This window comes from Pseudogracilibacillus sp. SO30301A (assembly GCF_037072025.1).
In the GTDB taxonomy this organism is placed as follows: domain Bacteria; phylum Bacillota; class Bacilli; order Bacillales; family Amphibacillaceae; genus Pseudogracilibacillus.
Map to the genome: position 1 here is coordinate 135,961 of NZ_JAXHDD010000001.1, position 19,715 is coordinate 155,675.

General features: G+C 34.8%; 17 protein-coding genes. All 17 read right to left on the reverse strand.

Going from position 1 to position 19,715, the window contains the following annotated elements:
* Nucleotides 1-45: 45 nt before the first annotated feature.
* Nucleotides 46-636, reverse strand: a complete 591-nt coding sequence (locus SPD89_RS00700) for a dipicolinate synthase subunit B (RefSeq protein WP_336260026.1) — start codon at nucleotides 634-636, stop codon at nucleotides 46-48.
* Nucleotides 637-1,075: 439 nt separating this feature from the next.
* Nucleotides 1,076-1,312, reverse strand: coding sequence for a YlmC/YmxH family sporulation protein (locus tag SPD89_RS00705; protein WP_336260027.1), 237 nt, complete (start codon nucleotides 1,310-1,312; stop codon nucleotides 1,076-1,078).
* 45 nt (nucleotides 1,313-1,357) lie between these two features.
* Nucleotides 1,358-2,569, reverse strand: a complete 1,212-nt coding sequence (locus tag SPD89_RS00710) for a M16 family metallopeptidase (RefSeq protein ID WP_336260028.1) — start codon at nucleotides 2,567-2,569, stop codon at nucleotides 1,358-1,360.
* A 30-nt stretch (nucleotides 2,570-2,599) separates the two neighbouring features.
* Nucleotides 2,600-3,541 (reverse strand): polysaccharide deacetylase family protein, encoded by a 942-nt coding sequence (locus SPD89_RS00715; protein ID WP_336260029.1) that lies wholly within the window; start codon nucleotides 3,539-3,541, stop codon nucleotides 2,600-2,602.
* 115 nt (nucleotides 3,542-3,656) lie between these two features.
* Entirely contained in the window at nucleotides 3,657-5,771 is a 2,115-nt protein-coding gene (gene pnp / locus SPD89_RS00720) for a polyribonucleotide nucleotidyltransferase (protein WP_336260030.1), read from the reverse strand.
* Nucleotides 5,772-5,986: 215 nt separating this feature from the next.
* Nucleotides 5,987-6,256, reverse strand: a complete 270-nt coding sequence (rpsO, locus tag SPD89_RS00725) for a 30S ribosomal protein S15 (protein WP_336260031.1) — start codon at nucleotides 6,254-6,256, stop codon at nucleotides 5,987-5,989.
* Nucleotides 6,257-6,385: 129 nt separating this feature from the next.
* Nucleotides 6,386-7,333: a bifunctional riboflavin kinase/FAD synthetase gene (locus SPD89_RS00730; protein WP_336260032.1), complete on the reverse strand. Its 948-nt coding sequence runs from the start codon at nucleotides 7,331-7,333 to the stop codon at nucleotides 6,386-6,388.
* 1 nt (nucleotide 7,334) lies between these two features.
* Nucleotides 7,335-8,258 carry a tRNA pseudouridine(55) synthase TruB gene (truB, locus tag SPD89_RS00735; protein ID WP_336260033.1) on the reverse strand — a complete coding sequence of 308 codons (924 nt, stop codon included), beginning with the start codon at nucleotides 8,256-8,258 and terminating at the stop codon, nucleotides 7,335-7,337.
* Nucleotides 8,259-8,418: 160 nt separating this feature from the next.
* Nucleotides 8,419-8,763 (reverse strand): 30S ribosome-binding factor RbfA, encoded by a 345-nt coding sequence (gene rbfA, locus SPD89_RS00740; protein WP_336260034.1) that lies wholly within the window; start codon nucleotides 8,761-8,763, stop codon nucleotides 8,419-8,421.
* A gap of 39 nt (nucleotides 8,764-8,802) precedes the next feature.
* The gene (locus tag SPD89_RS00745; RefSeq protein WP_336260035.1) at nucleotides 8,803-9,081 is read right to left on the reverse strand and encodes a DUF503 domain-containing protein; all 279 of its coding nucleotides are present in this window, start codon (nucleotides 9,079-9,081) and stop codon (nucleotides 8,803-8,805) included.
* A complete protein-coding gene (gene infB, locus SPD89_RS00750) occupies nucleotides 9,078-11,189 on the reverse strand; it encodes a translation initiation factor IF-2 (RefSeq protein ID WP_336260036.1) in 2,112 nt (703 codons plus the stop codon). Before infB ends, SPD89_RS00745 begins: the two co-directional genes overlap by 4 nt.
* A gap of 20 nt (nucleotides 11,190-11,209) precedes the next feature.
* Nucleotides 11,210-11,509, reverse strand: a complete 300-nt coding sequence (locus SPD89_RS00755) for a YlxQ family RNA-binding protein (protein WP_336260037.1) — start codon at nucleotides 11,507-11,509, stop codon at nucleotides 11,210-11,212.
* Between the two features lie 2 nt (nucleotides 11,510-11,511).
* Nucleotides 11,512-11,778, reverse strand: a complete 267-nt coding sequence (gene rnpM, locus SPD89_RS00760) for an RNase P modulator RnpM (protein ID WP_336260038.1) — start codon at nucleotides 11,776-11,778, stop codon at nucleotides 11,512-11,514.
* 15 nt (nucleotides 11,779-11,793) lie between these two features.
* Nucleotides 11,794-13,005: a transcription termination factor NusA gene (gene nusA / locus SPD89_RS00765; RefSeq protein ID WP_336260039.1), complete on the reverse strand. Its 1,212-nt coding sequence runs from the start codon at nucleotides 13,003-13,005 to the stop codon at nucleotides 11,794-11,796.
* 17 nt (nucleotides 13,006-13,022) lie between these two features.
* Nucleotides 13,023-13,493 carry a ribosome maturation factor RimP gene (gene rimP, locus SPD89_RS00770; RefSeq protein WP_336260040.1) on the reverse strand — a complete coding sequence of 157 codons (471 nt, stop codon included), beginning with the start codon at nucleotides 13,491-13,493 and terminating at the stop codon, nucleotides 13,023-13,025.
* 294 nt (nucleotides 13,494-13,787) lie between these two features.
* Nucleotides 13,788-18,077 carry a PolC-type DNA polymerase III gene (locus SPD89_RS00775; protein WP_336260041.1) on the reverse strand — a complete coding sequence of 1,430 codons (4,290 nt, stop codon included), beginning with the start codon at nucleotides 18,075-18,077 and terminating at the stop codon, nucleotides 13,788-13,790.
* A 347-nt stretch (nucleotides 18,078-18,424) separates the two neighbouring features.
* Nucleotides 18,425-19,696 (reverse strand): RIP metalloprotease RseP, encoded by a 1,272-nt coding sequence (rseP, locus tag SPD89_RS00780; protein ID WP_336260042.1) that lies wholly within the window; start codon nucleotides 19,694-19,696, stop codon nucleotides 18,425-18,427.
* Between the last annotated feature and the right edge of the window lie 19 nt (nucleotides 19,697-19,715).

Here is a 19,715-nt window from a genome sequence, read left to right on the forward strand (position 1 = left end):
TAATCAAGTCGTTGATTTTTACTTTAAAGTATATTCTACCATATTTTAATTCGAATAAGGAATAATAACGGGCTGAATTTGTTTATCCTTAAGAGCTTCTATTACTGTTGCGGATAATAAGTCCATATTTGCAACTAGAGATGTTGGTTTTTTATGCGGATTATCTTGGCCAAAAGGGATAAAATAGATTAATTTTCTGCTCATTAAACGCATCAGATTAATCCCATTTAAACCTAAAGCATCATTGGTTGAGATTCCTAGAACAACAGGTCTACGGTTTCTTAAGGTAGCTTTCGCTGCCATGAGTACCGGGGAATCGGTTAAGGCATTTGCAAATTTACTTAAAGAGTTACCTGTAAGTGGTGCAATCACCATAATGTCCAAAGGATCTTTAGGTCCTAATGGTTCCGCTTCTGGCATTGTTGAAATAACCCGTCGTTTAGTTATTGATTCGATTATTTCAATATGCTCCTCAGCTTTTCCGAACTTTGTGTCAATATTTCTAACTGTATAGGAAACGATCGGAATGACTTCAGCTTTTTCATCCATTAATTTTTGAATCTGCGGATAGACTGCATCATAGGTACAATGAGAACCTGTTAAGCCAAAACCGATTCTTTTACCTTCTAAAGACATGGAAATATCCAACCTTTCATCATTCTATCTATTTATGTTCCCTAACAATGTATGTAGTTGAAAATCTTTCTGTTCCTTATAACTAAAATGTTGGCTTATACCCAAAAAATACTGATACTCCTTTTTAACCATCTTTACTTTTAAAAAACAGAGTCTGCACGGAAAAATAGACAGATCGAAAGTAAAACGACTGCAGTACAATATAATGTAGAATATTATTTTCAACTCTTAAAACTTAATAGAGAGTTGAAGGAAGCTGTGCACTAGTGAAATTTTTACTACTAACGAAATGTAGACAAGTTACAACTATTGGACAGTTTATGGATATTAGTAATAAGAACAATAAAAATCCGAACTAATACAAACTTTATTTAAAAAGCCTGTTTGATAGTTCGGATTTCTCTATGAATAGAACACTTTTTCTCAGTCACCATATTTATTATTCATCAAATTCAATTAAAATAATATCTTCACCAATTTTTTTAATCATATCCCATGTAATGACCGATTCTGTTTCTTCTTTTTTTAAGCCAAACCATTTATAACTTGAAACAATAAACGATTCTATTTTTCCAGTTTCAGTATTTATTTGTAAATCCGTTTGCCCTAGAACCCCGAGCCTCTCTCCAGTATTTATACTAATAATTTCTTTACCGCTTATATCCTTATAACGCATAATTCTCCCTCCTGTACATCATTTTACAACAGGTAGAAATATTGATTAAGGTACAATGATACTTTCGGCATAATCTTGTAAGAATAATTGCTCCAAAACTTCATTTATTGTATTTCGATCTACTGCATCTATGTCGTTAATTATATCATCTAATGAACGTTGTCTCCCTAACAATAATTCATTTCTTCCATTCCTGCTCATTCTACTATTCGTACTTTCTAAACTAAGCATTATATTGCCCTTTAATTGTTCTTTACTATTCATAAATTCTTTATCTGTTAATCCTTTTTCCGCCAATTGATGAACTGTTTGTTTTATAGTCGTTTGTAAAAGGTTGACTTGCTCTTTATTTGTTCCAGCATAAATGGTTAATAAACCGCAGTCTAAATAAGCAGCATGATAGGAGAATACAGAATATGCTAATCCATGTTTTTCTCTTACTTCTTGAAATAGCCTAGAACTCATCCCTCCACCTAGGATACTATTTATGATTAAAATTGCTGAAATTCTGGAATCATTAATTGCAAGTCCTCGATAACCTAAACATAGATGCGCCTGTTCCGTATCTTTATTTTTAATTATTTTATTTGCAAGGAACGTCGGCTTCTCTCTTTTAAAACTACAATTAGAATCTTTAAATGTACTAAAAAGACTCTCGATTTTATAAATAAATTCATGCTCAACATTTCCAGCAACAGAAACTACGATGTTACTTGGTGTATAAAATTCTTTCATATAATCAATTAACGTTTTTCTTGTAAACGACTTTATTTGTTTTTCTGTTCCGATAATTGGTCTTCCAAGCGGATGATTACCAAAAGAAGCAGTTGCTAATAAGTCATGAACATGATCATCTGGGGTATCTTCATACATTTTAATTTCTTCCATAACAACTTTTTTCTCACGCTCAATCTCGTCCTCTAAAAATGTTGAATTAAAAAGCATATCCGTTAACACTTCAAGCGCATGTTCTTTATAAGTATCTACAACTCGAGCATAAAAACAGGTATATTCTTTTGATGTAAAAGCATTTACTTGACCACCAATTGAGTCAAAAGCTTCTGCAATATCTTTAGCAGTTCGATTTTTTGTCCCTTTAAAAAGCATATGCTCTAAAAAATGTGATATCCCATTATTTTGTTCTGTTTCTTGTCTTGAACCAGTACGTACCCAAATACCTATCGTTACAGAACGTACTGTTGGGACAGATTCTAATACGATTCGAAGGCCGTTTTTGCTTCTGTAAGTTTCGATCATCGTGCTTCCCCCTGTATTTCCATTAATGTATTATCTATTTTCATTCAGTAAACTTTCTATTGTTCCAATACTTAAATCTTTTTGCTTTATCTCTTGTATCAATGGAGCTAATCCTTGTGCAACAGGTTCTGTTGGATGCATTAATATTGTTGCTCCGGGATGAATATTGTTGATAACTCGGTTAATCATAACAGAAACAGATGGATTCTTCCAATCTATCGTATCAACTGTCCATAAAATTGTTTCCATATCAAGCTCGTGAGCAATGTTGACAACATTCTCATTAAAACTTCCACTAGGTGGGGCGAACCATTTAGGTTTTACATCAATAATCGCTTCAATAATGTCATTCGTTTGTTCGATTTGTTCCCGTATCTCATTTGAGGACATTTCAGCCATGTCTGGGTGGTTATAGCCATGATTTCCAATGACATGGTTTTCTTCATGTATCATTTTAACGATATCTTTATTTTCTTTCGCCCATTTTCCTTCAATAAAGAAAGTTGCTTTTACATTTTCATTTTTTAATATTTTTAGTATTCCAGGAATATATTCTGTTCCCCAAGACACATTTATTAATAAGGAAACCATCTCTTTTTCTGGATGTCCTCTGTAAATAGGAGAAGCAGGTAAATCCTTTAGTGAAACAGATGGTTTAACCTCATCAAACACAAGCATGGATGCATCGAATGAACCTTGCTTTTTCATATTATCATATGACTTTTTAATATTCACTTTTCGTCCATTTCTTGCGGGTGTTTTTTTCCAAACCCGATCAATATAAGCATCTTGGGGTTCTTCATTATACTCCTTTGTACTTGCTTTAATTTCTTCCAATAATTTATCACCATCCTTTGTTACAAAGATGGCGCTATTATTAAACAAAAAATTGTTTTTTGGTGCGATAATAACTGTTAAAACAATTAATATAAGTAAGATAGCGTACAAGTATAATTTTTTTACTATTTTCATAGACATCACCTCTTGTCTAAGCTTATGACAGAAAGGATACCTATATGACTTGTACCGATAGTAGAAATTAAAAAAGAAACTGGGTTTCCAGCTTCTATTTAATACACTTCATTATTCAGGATTTTAGTTTTTCTTTACTATCTCGTTCCTCTTTCAAGACATCTTTTCGAGATAAGTTTACTCTACCTTGTTGATCAATTTCTTTTACTTTCACCATGATTTTATCACCAATGGAAACAACATCTTCTACTTTATTTGTTCGTTTTTCTTGAAGTTGTGAAATATGAACTAATCCATCTTTTCCTTTAAACAGTTCAACAAAAGCTCCAAATTTTTCAATTCTTTTTACTGTTCCCAAATAGATTTGTCCAACTTCAACCTCTCGAACAAGATCTTCAATTATTTTCTTCGCTTTCTCATTCATTTCTTGATCCGTCGAAGCGATAAAGACTGTACCATCTTGTTCAATATCAATTTTTACGCCTGTTTCTTCAATAATTTGATTGATTTGTTTTCCGCTTGGTCCGATAACATCCCTGATTTTATCAGGATTAATTTTCATCGTAATAATCTTTGGTGCATATTCCGATAACTCTGCATTCGGTTTATTAATTGTTTCCATCATCGATTCTAATATTTTTAGTCGACCGACTCTTGCTTGTTCTAACGATTCTTGTAAAATTTCTTTAGATAATCCTTCAATTTTAATGTCCATCTGGATGGCAGTAATGCCTTTTTCTGTACCAGCAACTTTAAAATCCATATCCCCAAGTGCGTCTTCAAGCCCTTGGATATCAGATAGAATCGAATAATTTTCACCATCTTTGACAAGTCCCATTGCAATTCCTGCTACTGGCGCTTTTATTGGAACACCTGCATCCATCATTGCTAAAGTACTTGCACAAATACTCGCTTGGGAGGAAGAACCATTTGATTCTAAAACTTCAGAGACAAGACGAATTGTATAAGGGAATTCTTCATCCGATGGAACTACTTTTTCTAACGCTCTTTCTCCTAATGCCCCGTGACCAATTTCTCTTCGACCTGGTCCTCTGATCGGACCAGTTTCACCTACACTAAATTGCGGAAAATTATAATGGTGCATAAATCGCTTCGATTCTTCTAGGTCTAGTCCATCTAAAATTTGAACATCTCCTAATGCTCCGAGCGTACAAATACTTAGCACTTGCGTTTGTCCACGAGTAAATAGACCAGAACCATGCGTTCTAGGTAAAATATTTATTCTTGAGGAAAGTGGTCGAATCTCCTCCGTTTTTCTACCGTCTGGACGAATTTTTTCCTCAGTAATTAATCGTCTTACTTCTTCTTTTACTAAATGATCCAACGTTAGTTTTACATGTTTGATTGTCTCTTCATCTTCTTCGTCGTACATAGAGAGTGCCTCTTCTTTAACCGCTTGGATGGCATCTTCTCTTGCGTGTTTTTCTTTTACTTGAATAGCTTCATCAAGTTTTTCTTTTATTTTACTTTCAACATCATGTTTTATTCCAGTATCAATTTCAAATACTTCAATTTCTGATTTTACAACGCCGACTTTCTCAACAATTTCTTCTTGAAATCGAACAAGACGATTAATTTCTTCATGAGCAAACATAATCGCATCGAGAATTACATCTTCTGATATTTCATCTGCTCCAGCTTCCACCATGTTAATCGCATCTTTTGTACCAGCAACCGTTAGTTCTAAATCACTTTTTTCTTGCTCATCAACGGATGGATTAATAATAAATTCCCCGTCTATTCGACCAATAGTTACTCCTGCAATCGGTCCATTAAATGGAATATCGGAAATCGATAATGCGATTGATGAACCAATCATTGCTGCAATTTCACTGGAACAATCTTGATCCACACTCATTACAGTACTAATTACTTGAACTTCATTGCGGAATCCTTCTTGAAATAGTGGTCTAATTGGACGGTCAATTAACCTTGAAGATAGAATTGCCTTTTCGCTTGGTCTACCTTCCCGTTTAATAAAACCGCCAGGAATTTTTCCAACAGCATAAAGACGTTCTTCATAATTTACAGTTAACGGGAAAAATGGTAAGTCTTTAGGTTCCTTTGAAGCTGTTACTGTCGCTAATACAGAAGTTTCACCATAATGTATCATACAAGCCCCATTTGCTTGTTTGGCCAATTCTCCTACTTCAACGATGAATTCTTTTCCATTTATGGTTGTAGAGAAAACTTGTTTTGCTTCAGACATCTAATTGTACTCCTTTCAGTGCAACTACTGTTAATATTTTATCGGTTTTATCAATAAAAGTAAACGTATCCTTGTCATAGTATAGGTAATTTAACGAACTTTAATAAATGAATACTAAAAATAGTTACTTTTTATTTAATATGTAAAACATTCAAATATGCATTTTATAAAAAAAAGCAGGATTTCTCCTGCTTTTTAAGCCTTTTAACTTCGCATTATCTACGTAAGCCTAGCTTTTGAATAACATCACGATAGCGGGTAACATCGCTTTTACGTAAATAAGTTAATAAGTTACGACGTTTTCCAACCATTTTTAATAGTCCTCGACGTGAATGGTGATCTTTTTTATGGACGCGTAAATGTTCGTTTAAATTATTAATTTCATCTGTAAGTAGTGCAATTTGGACTTCTGGAGAACCAGTGTCGTTTTCATGTACTTTAAAATCATTAATAATTTCTGTTTTACGTTCTTTTGAAATTGCCATATTTGGCACACCTCCTATTATTAACTGTTCTATATCCCCATTCCCCTAGCAAACGTCGGAGAAACGATTTGCCAAGCGAAGGTTCCACAAAGTATAGATTAACTTGTTTAGCGACAAATTGCAAGTGATTTAATGATCAGATTGTCTAAAATAATTTTGTATTGTCGCTTCATCATCATTTAATTGTTTGATTAAATCACTTAAACTATTAAATTTTATTTCATCTCTTATAAATTGATACCAGTAGACTGAAATGCTTTCACCATATATATTACCTTCAAAATCAAAAATATAAACCTCAACAGATGGTTTTAAATCACCTGTTTTAAATGTTGGCTTTACACCTAAATTCGCCATTCCTTCATAGACTCTATTTTGATAGTTAACCTTTACAGCGTAGACTCCTTGTTTGGGTAATAATTTTTCTTCGTCGATTTTTAGATTAGCAGTTGGATACCCTAACTTTATTCCTCGTTTGTCTCCTTCAATAACAATCCCTGTACTTGCATATTGACGACCAAGTAATTCATTTACTTTGGAAACGTCTCCGGAAGATAATAATTTACGAATTCTGGTAGAACTAACTTTTTCGCTTTCGTCTTTAACAGGATCGATCGATGTAACTAAAAATTGATTCTTGGAGAATTTTTCGATATTTTCCATGTTTCCTGCACCTTTATGTCCAAATGTAAAATCAAATCCCGCAACAAGATGTTTAATATGTAATCCAATAATAAAATGGTCAATAAATGCTTCTTTCGACAAGACGGATAACTCTTTATTAAATGTAATTAAGTAAAGCCTGTCCACTCCAATTTCCTTTAAAAGCGCTTCTTTTTCTGCAATAGTAGTGATATATTGAACAGGTTTATCTGGGCTGTTTAAAACAACAGATGGATGCGGATGAAAGGAAATTACCGCACTTTCTTTTTGTTGTGCCCTCGCTTTATGTACAGCATCTGTAATAACCTCTTTGTGACCTTTATGTATCCCATCAAAAAATCCAATAGCAGCAATCGTTTCAGGTAAATCTTCCTTTTTCAAATGATGCGGATAGGTTAATTTTATCGTTTTCATATTATTCACCTACGTTCTTTTGAACATTAAAAACCCGAACAGGTTTTATTTCATGTTCATTATTTTTATGCTTTTCATAAATAGCTAATAATTTATTATTATACATTACTTTAAAGGGACTCGTTGTTGGTACTTTTTCTGACATAGGAAGTTTTTGACCTTGTAAAATTTTTGTTCTTACCTTTGCATCAACTACGAAACTAGGTAAATGCTTTACTCCTCTTTCAATTGGCAAAATTAATTCATCTATCTTACCCTCATTTAACTTACTTTCAATTGCTTCAAAGGTGACGGTTTCCTGTAATGTTATCGTATCACTTTCAACTCGCTGTAAATAGGACATATGGGATGGAAAACCTAACTTTTTTCCAATGTCAACACATAATGTTCTTATATAAGTACCTTTTGAACAAGTAACTTTTATCCGAAATATGGTATTTTCTCTTCGCTTGGATAGATCTAACGTTTCGATATCATAAATCGTTACATGTCTCTCCGGGCGTTCTATATCTATTCCTTGTCTTGCGTATTCATATAATCGTTTTCCTTTTACTTTCACCGCTGAGTAAATAGGAGGAGTTTGTTTAATTTCACCTTTAAATTGCTCTAATGCGTGATAGACCTCGTTGTCAGAAGGTGGACGAATAACAGGCTTTTCTTCCACAACCTCACCGTCACTGTCTTCCGTAGTTGTTGATTTTCCTAAGCTTACATCAGCAATATAAACTTTTTGTAAACTTAACAAAAATGGAATGATTTTTGTTGCCTCTCCAATACAAATTGGCAGAACACCTTCCACATTTGGATCTAACGTACCTGTATGTCCAATCTTTTTTATTTTTAATAACTTCCTAACTTTCATAACACAATCATGAGACGTAAACCCCTTAGGTTTGTATAACGGTAAGATGCCATGTAATAACAACTTAGCTTCCCCTTTCTTAGAAAACTTGGCTTATCGCCAAGCCATGGCGAAAGCCTTAGTTGCACTTATGCAGTAGGAAAGTTTTATACTTTTGTATCTGCCTAAAAAAACGGTTAAAAATCTGACCCATCCATTAACCTGAAGTAGGGTCAGATTTTTATTATTCTTCATTTAATTTGCGGAGAATGGAGTCAATTCTGTTACCATACTCATGTGCTTCATCAAATTGAAAAGCAACTTCCGGAGTTTTTCTTAGACGGATCCGCTTCCCTAGCTCGGAACGAATAAACCCACTTGCCTTGGACAGACCGACAAGAGTAGCTTGTTTTTCATCTTCGTTTCCAAGCACAGAGATAAAAACGGTAGCATGTTGCAAATCATTTGTAAGCTCAACATCTGTCACCGTAACAAACCCAACCCGGGGGTCTTTTATTTGACGATTTAAAATATCGCCTACTTCTTTTTTCATTTGTTCGGCCACACGATTCGTTCGCATATTTTCCATTTCTTTCACCCCAAATTTATGACATGATAGAAAGCCAATTTATAATCGGTCAATCGTTGTAATTGTTCTTTCTAGACCCGGATCATGATCAATTACTTTGATCACTTCTTGAATGATTTTTTCAGCGTATAATAATTCATTCGCCACTGTGACAATTGCAAGCTTCGTTCGTTGCCATAAATCCTGAAACTCAATTTCAGCAATAGAAACATTAAAGTCTTTTCGAACTCTTGCAATTAATCGTTTGATAACAGAACGTTTCTCTTTTAAAGAATGTGTATTGTATAGTATACATTCTATTTCCGCATATACAATCATGTTCTGTCAATTTCCTCCATGACAAACGCTTCGATAATATCTCCAACCTTAATATCATTAAAATCTTTAATTGTAATTCCACACTCGTAGTTTTGGACAACTTCTCTTACATCATCTTTGAAACGTTTTAATGCTAATATTTCACCTTCAAATAAGACAATGCCATCACGTATTAATCTCACACTAGAATTTCGAGTTATCTTTCCGTCGGTTACATAGCTTCCCGCGATGGTACCGATCTTGGATACCTTAAATGTTTCTCTCACTTCCGCTTGCCCGATTACTTTTTCTTCATATTCTGGATCAAGTAACCCTTTCATTGCTGCTTCCATTTCTTCTATCGCTTTATAAATAACTCTATGGAGACGAACATCAACTTTTTCAGATTCGGCTGCTTTATGTGCATTCACATCAGGTCGAACATTAAAGCCAATGACAACAGCATTTGAAGCGGAAGCAAGAATAATATCAGATTCAGTAATTGCTCCAACGCCAGAGTGAATGATATTAATATTTACATTATCTACCTCTATTTTTCTTAAAGAAGCAGCTAAAGCTTCCGCAGATCCTTGAACATCTGCCTTAATTATAACATTTAAATCTTTCATTTCACCTTGTTTAATTTGTTCAAATAAGTCGTCCAAACTAATTTTAGTCTGGGATCCACGACTTTCAACAATATGCTGCTGCTGTCTTGTTTCGCCAATCTGTCGTGCTTTTTTCTCATCTTCAAATACTAAGAACTGATCTCCTGCCTGAGGTACTGCATTAAGACCGGTAATTTCTACAGGTGTGGATGGTTCTGCTTTTTCAATACGCTGTCCGACATCGTTTACCATTGCTCTAACACGGCCATACGTGTTGCCAACAACGATAGAATCTCCAACAGTAAGCGTTCCTTCTTGAACTAAAAGACTTGCAACAGCCCCGCGTCCTTTGTCTAATTGGGCATCTATAACTGTTCCGAATGCTGGTTTATTCGGATTTGCTTTTAACTCTGCCATTTCCGCAACTAATAGGATCATCTCAAGTAACTCATCAATTCCTTCCCCTTTAATTGCAGAGATTGGTACAAAAATGGTATCTCCGCCCCAATCTTCCGGAATCAACTCATATTCAGTTAATTCTTGCATCACACGCTCTGGATTTGCTGTTTCTTTATCCATTTTATTTACAGCAATAATAATTGGGACATTAGCCGCTTTAGCATGGTTTATTGCCTCTACAGTCTGTGGCATAACACCATCATCTGCAGCTACAACTAGAATTGCAATATCCGTTACTTCAGCTCCACGGGATCGCATACTTGTAAAAGCTTCGTGACCAGGCGTATCTAAGAAAGTAATTTTTTTATCACTACTTTCGGCTTGATATGCACCAATATGTTGTGTAATTCCACCGGCTTCACCTGCCGTTACTTTCGTGTGACGAATGGAATCCAATAATGTTGTTTTACCATGGTCAACGTGTCCCATAATTGTTACCACTGCAGGACGTTCTTGTAAGTCTTGCTCCTTATCCTCTTGACGGTACTTCTCAAAATCTGTGTCTTCTAGGATAATTTCTTTTTCCACCGATACTCCATAATCACTACAAATTAACTCAACCGCATCATCGTCCAAATCCTGGTTTTTTGTCACCATAATTCCTAAGAACATTAATTTTTTAATAATTTCAGAAACGTCTTTATGAAGTTTGTCAGCCAAATCATTTACAGTTAGTGTGTCACTGTAAACGATATGCTTCGGCGTTTCATGATGAGACTTGACTTGTTGTTCACTATTACTTTTCTTGTTCTTTTGGTTTTTCTTATGCTGTTTTCCTTTTTGTTTTGGCTGTTGCTTTGGTTTTGGACGATTTTTTTGTTTCTTGTCACCAGTCTGTTTTTTCGTCATTGTAGTTTTATTAGAATCCACTTTTTGTTTCTCTTGTTTCTTTTCATTATGTTCTGTTTTATTGAACGTTTTATCTAATTTGTTGATCGTCTCCGCTGTAATAGAAGACATATGATTAGATACTTCGATGTTCATATTTTTCAATTGATCAATTACTTGTTTACTTGTCACATTATTTTTTTTAGCATACTCATATATTCGCATTCTATCCATACGTTCACCCCCACAAATATTTATAGAAGTAGACTTTTTAGTTTCGTTGCAAAACCTTCATCAAGAATAGCAACGGCAACTCTATCCGATTTTCCTATAGCACTTCCTAAAATAGTCCGATTATCTACTTCTATATAAGGAATTTGAAAAGTATTACATTTATCAGTTAGTTTCTTTTTCGTACTCTCACTAATATCATTTGCAATTAGTACTAACTTCGCTTTGTTCGTTCTTATGTCATAGATAATAGTGTCTTCCCCAGTTGAACATTTCCTAGCACGATAAGCTAAGCCAACAATATTTAAATAATTGTTTTTCATTTTTATTCGCCTATTATATCTTTTAATTCTGCATACAAACTTGGATCTATTTTTACTTTAAATACTTTTTCTAAAACGTTATTTTTCTCAGCTTCTTCAAACACTTCTTTATCAATGGAGATATAAGCACCTCTACCATTTTTCTTACCGGTAGGATCGACAAAAACCTCTCCTTCTTTATTTCTGACGATTCGGATCATTTCTTTCTTCGGTTTTAATTCATTTGTCACAATACATTTTCTCTGAGGTATTTTTCGTTTCTTTGTCATGATAAAATCCCCCCATTAATCGAATAAAGAATTATCTTTGTGATCTGCTTCTTCGTCTTCATCAGGTAGCAAACGTTCATCTTCATCTAGAAGCAACGTTTCATTAGCTGTTTCTTCCCCTAATAAATGATCTTCCTCGAACTCATTAGATAAGAAAGTATCATCTTCAGTTCTTTCTGTTAATAATCCTTCTTCTTTTGCTACTGTTTCACTTTTTATATCAATTTTCCATCCAGTTAATTTAGCAGCTAAACGAGCATTTTGCCCACGCTTTCCGATTGCAAGGGATAGTTGATAATCAGGAACAATTACAGTTGTTGCTTTATTTTCCTCATCAACGAGAACGTCGATCACCTTCGATGGACTTAAAGCATTAGAAACATAAATAACAGGGTCTTCTGACCACTCTACAATGTCAATTTTTTCACCATTCAATTCATCAACAACTGCTTGAACTCGCTGCCCTTTAGGGCCTACGCATGAGCCTACAGGATCGACATCAGGGTTACTAGCATATACGGAAATCTTGGATCGGTCTCCTGCCTCTCTTGAAATTGACTTAATTTCCACAATACCTTCGTAGATTTCCGGTACTTCCATTTCAAATAATCGTTTTAATAAGCCCGGATGAGAACGAGAAATATATATTTGCGGTCCCTTATTTGTATTCTCTACTTTCGTAACAAAAACTTTAATACGATCATGTACAAGATATTCTTCCGTTGCAATCTGCTCTTGTTTTGCCAATTTCGCTTCTATCTTTCCTAAATCAACGTAAACAAAATTAGAATCAATTCTTTGGATAATTCCTGTCATTACATCTTCTTCTCGGTCAGCATATTCATTATAAATGACGCCGCGCTCTGCTTCCCTAACGCGTTGGGTAACAACTTGCTTTGCAGCTTGAGCAGCAATGCGACCGAAGTTTTTTGGTGTAACCTCTATTTCAACAATATCTCCTATTTCATAGTCTAAGCTTATTTCCTTAGCTTCTTCTAATGAAATTTCTTCTTGCGCATCCTCCACTTCCTCGACAACTGTCTTTCTAGCGTGGATTTGCATGGTACCTTCTTCTTCATCAAACTTTACGGATACATTGCCGGCTGATTTGTAATTTTTCTTATATGCAGATATCAATGCAGCTTCTAATGCATCCAATAGTGTAGCTTTATCGATCCCTTTTTCTTTTTCTAAATAATCTATTGCACTGAACAACTCACTGCTCAATTCTATTCATCCTCCTTTTACAACATCACAGCAAGTCTTGCTTGTGCAATTTTATCATAAGGTATTTGTACTTGCTTTATACGATGTTTAAATTTGTAATCAATTGTCGCAACATTATTCGAGAAATCTTTTAAAATTCCTTCATATTCTTTTTCACCATCGATGTGAACATATAAAGAAACATAAATATTCTGATCAATGTTTGCTTTAAAATCTTCTGGTGTCTTTAACGGTTTTTCAGCACCTGGTGAACTGACTTCTAGAAAATAAGTTCCTTCTATCGGATCTTGTTCATCAAGTTTTTCACTTAAACGTTCTGAAACAATACTACATTCCGTTAAATCCACACCACCCACCTTATCAATGTAGATCCGTAAAAAATTATCCTTACCTTCTTTCACATACTCCAAATCCTCTAGTATCAACTTACGCTCGCTTAAAATTGGTTCCACTAACTTCTTAACCTCTGTTAATATTGCTTCTGCCATATCGATTCCTCCTTATGTATCATTTATCTTAGTATGAACAAAATATAATTTTTCATTTTTTAATTAGAATAATCAGGATACGTTAATAGCGTATTCACTTTCATAGGTTCGCTATAAGGCAGGGTGGGTTAACAACGCCGTAAAGATAAAACCCCCGCCGAATCGATGGCAAGGGGAAAGAAGTGTGTTGATTATAGAAGAAAGAGTGGGAAAACCCACTCTTTTTACTCGGCATTCTTACGACATTCCTGTGACAGTATAGCATAGTTTTTATTTTAAAACAACTGTTTCAATTTAAAAGAGTGAAAGTTGGTTTTCTTCTTCCATTCCTTCCAAACAACCATGTGCATCTAAGTATTGAAGAACGGTTTTAGATATTTTGCTTCTTTCTCGTAAATCTTCTTTTGACAAGAACTCTCCATCTTCGCGTGCTTTCACAATATTGATTGCTGCATTTGTTCCTAGCCCATCGACTACATTGAATGGAGGAATTAGCGCATTTCCATCTACTAAAAATTCTGTTGCACTTGAACGATATAAATCTACTTTTTGAAAACTGTATCCTCGTTCACACATTTCTAGAGCTACTTCTAATACTGTTAACAAACTTCTCTCTTTAGGTGGAGCATCATTTCCTTTTCCCTTGATCTCATTAATTCGATTTCTAAGTGCCTCTGATCCCTTTATCATCGTATCTAATTCAAAATCACTTGCTCGAATTGAAAAATATGCTGAATAAAAGAAGATTGGATAATGGACTTTAAAATAAGCAATTCTAACCGCCATTAGTACATAAGCCGCTGCGTGTGCTTTCGGGAACATATACTCTATTTTTTTACATGATTCTATATACCATTCAGGTACATTAGACTTGCGCATCTCTTCTATCCACTCATCTTCGAGGCCTCTTCCTTTACGAACTGATTCCATAATTTTAAAAGCTAAGGATGCTTCTAACCCTTTTTGCATCAAATATACCATAATATCATCACGGCAACCAATTACATCCCCAATTTCACAAATCCCATCATTAATTAATTCCTGGGCATTACCGAGCCACACATTTGTACCGTGTGATAGTCCAGAAATAATGACAAGTTCCGCAAATGTACTAGGTTTTGTTTCTTCTAACATTTGCCTAACGAAGGCTGTTCCAAACTCAGGTACACCTAATGTACCTGTTTTACAATCAATTTGTTCCGGTTTTAATCCAAGCGGTTCTGTACTTGAAAATATTTTCATTACTTCCTCATCATCAATGGGAATATCTTTTGGATCAATTCCGCTTAAGTCTTGTAGTTTTCTTATCACGGTTGGATCATCATGACCAAGTATATCCAATTTCAATAAATTATCTTCAATTGAATGGAAATCAAAATGAGTTGTTTTCCATTCACTAGTTCGATCATCTGCAGGATACTGAATCGGCGTAAAGTCGTATATTTCTTTATCATTTGGAACAACGATAATTCCTCCCGGGTGTTGGCCTGTTGTCCGCTTTACCCCACTACAACCATGGACGAGACGGTCAATTTCTGCTCCCTTGAAATGAATATTTTTATCTGTTGCGTAGCCTTTTACATAGCCATAAGCAGTTTTTGTTGCGATCGTTCCAATTGTACCAGCTCTAAATACATAATCTTCCCCAAACAACTCTTTTGTATAATTATGTGCAATTGGCTGATATTCTCCGGAGAAATTTAAGTCTATATCCGGTACTTTGTCACCTTTAAATCCTAAGAACGTTTCAAAGGGAATATCTTGTCCGTCTTTTTCTAAAGGCTCTCCACAAGTTGGACAGTTCTTATCAGGTAGATCAAAGCCACTTGCGTACGTGCCATCAGTAAAAAACTGATTATAATGACATTTCCTACAAACGTAATGAGGTGGTAAGGGATTTACCTCGGTAATTTCAGTCATCGTTGCTACAAGTGAGGAACCGACTGACCCCCTAGAACCAACTAAATAACCATCGATTAATGATTTTTTTACAAGTTTATGTGAGATTAAATAAATGACGGCAAAACCATGACCAATAATACTGTCAAGTTCTTTCTTAATCCTTGATTCTACAATCTCAGGTAATGGACTGCCATAAATAGATTGTGCTGTATTATATGTAAGCTCTCTAATTTCTTCTTCTGCACCTTCAATACTAGGTGTAAATAGATCACTTTTTATTGGTGATATTTTCTCAACTTCTTCGGCAACCTGATTGGGATTCTTTACTATAATTTCATACGACTTTTCTTCGCCTAGAAATGAAAATAAATCTAACATCTCATTTGTTGTTCTAAATGGCGTATTTGGTAATGTTACTCGATTTAAAGGATTCCCTTTCTGTGAGGCAATTAAAATTTCCCGATATTGTTTTTCATGATCCTCAATATGATGAACATTCCCGGTAGCTACTACAATTTTGTTCGTTCGTTTACCTAGTTCGATAATGTTTCGAATAATATCAATAATTTGTGCTTCAGTCTGTACAATCTCCCTTTCAATTAAATGATAATAATTTTCTGGCGGCTGTACTTCTAGGTAATCATAAAAATCGGCTATTTCTTCAGCTTCATCGACAGATTTTTGAATTAATGTCTCGAATATTTCTCCTTGATCACAAGCGGAGCCAACGAATAACCCTTCTCTCAATTTACTAAGTAGAGATCGTGGAATTCGCGGTACTCTATAAAAATATTTTGTGTGAGAATAAGAAATTAGTTTATATAAATTTTTTAATCCTATTTCATTTTGGGCGAGAAGAATACAATGATACGGTCTTGAATGCTGGTAACTATCTCCTTCACCGATATGATTATTTAATTGAATCATATTATTTATCTCTTTGTCTTCTAACCGCTCAATTAATTTCCAAAATAAATATCCTGTTGCTTCTGCATCATAAATTGCCCGGTGGTGTTGCGTTAATTCAACATCCAGATGTTTACATAATGTGTTCAAACGATGGTTACCAAGTTCCGGTAAAAGAAATCGTGCCAGTTCAAGTGTATCGATGACCGGATTTTTTATTCGTGGATAATTAATTTTAGTATAACCTTGATTTAAAAAACCGATATCAAACGTGGCGTTATGAGCAACTAAAGTATTGTCTCCTACCCATTCATGAAAATTCTTTAGTACATCGTCTACTTCTGGTGCACCAACAAGCATATCATCTGTAATTCCTGTAATGTCGATTATTTTTTCTGGTAAAGAACGGTGTGGATTAGCAAAACTTTCAAATCGGTCAATAATTTCACCATTTTGTATTTTCACACCAGCAAGCTCTATAATCGTGTCATAAACCGACGAAAGTCCTGTTGTTTCAACATCAAAAACGACATACGTTTCTTCTTTTAATAATAAGTCTGTACTGTTATAAGCGATGGGAACACCATCATCAACAACATTTGCTTCGACACCATAGATTACTTTAATATCATTCGCTTTTGCCGCTGAATGAGCTTCCGGAAATCCTTGAACAGCAGCATGGTCTGTAATCGCGATAGCGGAATGTCCCCACTTTGCAGCTTGGGAAATGAGCCGTGTTGGACTGACGACGGCATCTAATTGGCTCATCGTTGTATGGGCATGGAGTTCAACTCGCTTTTCACCTTCTTTTGCTTTATCCATTCTCAATTCAACACTTATTTGCTGAATATCATTTGCCATCATCGTTAATTCATTAGAATAAAGGTCTGTTTGGATTCGCCCACGTGCTCTAATCCAAATACCTTCTTTTGCTTGTCCAAAAACAGCTTCATCTTCATCATTACGAGAAAACATCTTTATTTCAAGTGAATCTGTATAGTCTGTAGCTTTTAGGATTAGAAGACTCCTACCTGAACGCAATTTTCTAACTTCCGACAGAAATACATATCCTTGTACCGCAATTCGTTTTTCTTCTTCCACTATTTCTTCCATATTAACAACATCATCAGGAATATCATGACCGATTTTAAATTCGACCGTTTTCGTGAAATTGTCCTTATGTTCTTGTCTTTCTTTTTGTTGCTTAACAGCATTTAAAACAAATTGTTTATCTTCTTCGATTGTTTGTTTACGGAAGTTTTCCAGTTCTTGTTTTTCTGTATTTACATGAAAGTTTAACGTATATTTTTTTAATCCGATGTGCTGGCAATATTTTTGAAATCCTTCTTCAACTTTTCTTTTTAAAGATACGGCTTCAGCTTCTGTTTTAACATTAAACATCATTATGTGGTCTTCGATTTTCGGCTGTTGCTTTAGTATTTCAAGATGATTAGGTAAGATTGCTGGAAATTTCTTGAGAAAATAACTCCAGTAATTTATTAGTTCCGTCTCATTGCAATGTTGATTTCCAGTTTCAATTGTCAATTGGACTGCCGCTATTTCTTGGAAAGATTCTTGTAAACTATCATAAAAATGACGATATATTTCAAAAGGTAAAACTGCTTCCACCCAAACATGAAAATGCCAAATCTTTCTTTTTTTATAAACGACTAATTTGCGCAGCTCACTTGACTTAAAATAAGTATCTTTTATTTCGTCTGGAAAACGCAGTTGCTCTAATAGTATTTCCATCTTTTTCTTATATGAAAGACTCATGGTCGATTCCTCCAGTAAAAAAATAAAAATAATGGGGACAAATATAATATAAGTGCGTGTTCAAAAAGGAGGATAAAAAGGACCAAGAAGTTCGAGGCGGCGCAGTTCCCGTCAGCGGAATGTATGCATTTAGATACATGAGCAGCGGAGAAACAAGCATTCGTGCGAAATTCGCAGTGTCATTTTTACCGGACTTTTTGAACATCCTCTATAAGGAATGATCGAAAGGTGAGAAAATCGTTGAAAAAAGGCACCACTTCCATGAAGTGAAACGAAAGCCATTCCAACGATTTCTTTCTAAGTAGTTAACAACATATCAATTTAACTTTCTAATTAAGCATTATTAATTATAAAAACAATCGTTGAATATCATTCCATGTAACAACGATCATTAAAAGCATTAATAAAGCAAAACCAATTACATGAACAAATCCTTCTTTTTCCGGAGCAATTGGTTTTCCACGTACAGCCTCAATGCCGATAAACAACAATCTTCCGCCATCAAGTGCAGGAAGAGGCACAAGGTTAATGATCCCTAAGTTTATACTAAGCATTGCCGTCCACATTAAATAATTCATAAATCCTGTTTGAACTACTTGATTTGTAACATCATAAATACCTACTGGACCAGAAAGCATTTCAATCGATAATTGTCCAGTTACTAGCATTAATAAATTAGTTAAAATTAATTTAGTTGTTTCAAATGTTTGTAAAAATCCATGCTTTAATGTTTTAACAAAAGATTTTTCATACGCTGGTAACACACCAACTTGACCGATTCTTACTTCTTCTTCATCTATATCTTCAATTTTTACTTCCTTTGGTATAACAGTAAGTGACTCTGTTTGGTTATTTCGTTTAACAATGATATCAACCTCTTGTCCTGCACTTGCCTGAATAATAGATGTAAAATCCTGCCAAGTTGTAACAGAACTGTCTTCGACTTGAATAATCTCATCACCGGGTTGTATCCCCGCTTCTTCTGCAGGACTGTTTGGCTGAACTTCTCCGATTACCCGTTCAGAAGGAACACCTTGTACGAGGCCTATAATGATAAAAATTATAATTGCCAAAATAAAATTCATCATCGGACCCGCAAACAACTGCATCGCTCGTTGTCCGACCGTTTTTGATGCAAATTGCCTATCATACGGAGCAATTTGGGTTTCTCGTTCATCCATGATAAAAAATGCTTTTCTATCTACGGCAAAACGTTGAACATTTGTTTCATCCCCAACATTATAACCATCAATAAATAAGTCATGATCCAAATCAACGGACTCCACTTCAATTAAATGGGCATTAGGATGTTTGTCTTTATTGTTTACAATTATTTTATTTACTTTTCCTTCATCATTAAACTCGAGTCCAATATGATGACCAGGTTTTAATTCAATTATTTCCGGATCATCTCCAGCAACACGTACATACCCACCAATTGGTAACAACCTGATTGTATATAATGTTTCATTCCTGGTGAATGAAAAGATTTTAGGACCAAACCCTATCGCAAATTCCCTCGCTAACATTCCAGCCCTTTTGGCAAAAATTAAATGCCCCCATTCATGAACAGAAACAAGCAGGCCAAACATTAATATAAACGCTATAACCGTAGTCAAAAAAAACACTCCTTTTCAG

Excerpts from the sequence above, each read along its gene's own strand:
- rpsO (WP_336260031.1), bottom strand. The coding sequence starts at position 6,256 with ATGGCAATTTCAAAAGAACGTAAAACAGAAATTATTAATGATTTTAAA.
- infB (WP_336260036.1), bottom strand. The coding sequence starts at position 11,189 with ATGGATAGAATGCGAATATATGAGTATGCTAAAAAAAATAATGTGACA.
- SPD89_RS00705 (WP_336260027.1), bottom strand. The coding sequence starts at position 1,312 with ATGCGTTATAAGGATATAAGCGGTAAAGAAATTATTAGTATAAATACT.
- SPD89_RS00715 (WP_336260029.1), bottom strand. The coding sequence starts at position 3,541 with ATGAAAATAGTAAAAAAATTATACTTGTACGCTATCTTACTTATATTA.
- SPD89_RS00775 (WP_336260041.1), bottom strand. The coding sequence starts at position 18,077 with ATGAGTCTTTCATATAAGAAAAAGATGGAAATACTATTAGAGCAACTG.
- SPD89_RS00755 (WP_336260037.1), bottom strand. The coding sequence starts at position 11,509 with ATGAAAAACAATTATTTAAATATTGTTGGCTTAGCTTATCGTGCTAGG.
- pnp (WP_336260030.1), bottom strand. The coding sequence starts at position 5,771 with ATGTCTGAAGCAAAACAAGTTTTCTCTACAACCATAAATGGAAAAGAA.
- SPD89_RS00700 (WP_336260026.1), bottom strand. The coding sequence starts at position 636 with ATGTCTTTAGAAGGTAAAAGAATCGGTTTTGGCTTAACAGGTTCTCAT.
- SPD89_RS00710 (WP_336260028.1), bottom strand. The coding sequence starts at position 2,569 with ATGATCGAAACTTACAGAAGCAAAAACGGCCTTCGAATCGTATTAGAA.
- rbfA (WP_336260034.1), bottom strand. The coding sequence starts at position 8,763 with ATGGAAAATATGCGAACGAATCGTGTGGCCGAACAAATGAAAAAAGAA.
- SPD89_RS00745 (WP_336260035.1), bottom strand. The coding sequence starts at position 9,081 with ATGATTGTATATGCGGAAATAGAATGTATACTATACAATACACATTCT.
- SPD89_RS00730 (WP_336260032.1), bottom strand. The coding sequence starts at position 7,333 with ATGAAAACGATAAAATTAACCTATCCGCATCATTTGAAAAAGGAAGAT.
- rnpM (WP_336260038.1), bottom strand. The coding sequence starts at position 11,778 with ATGACAAAGAAACGAAAAATACCTCAGAGAAAATGTATTGTGACAAAT.
- rimP (WP_336260040.1), bottom strand. The coding sequence starts at position 13,493 with ATGGCAGAAGCAATATTAACAGAGGTTAAGAAGTTAGTGGAACCAATT.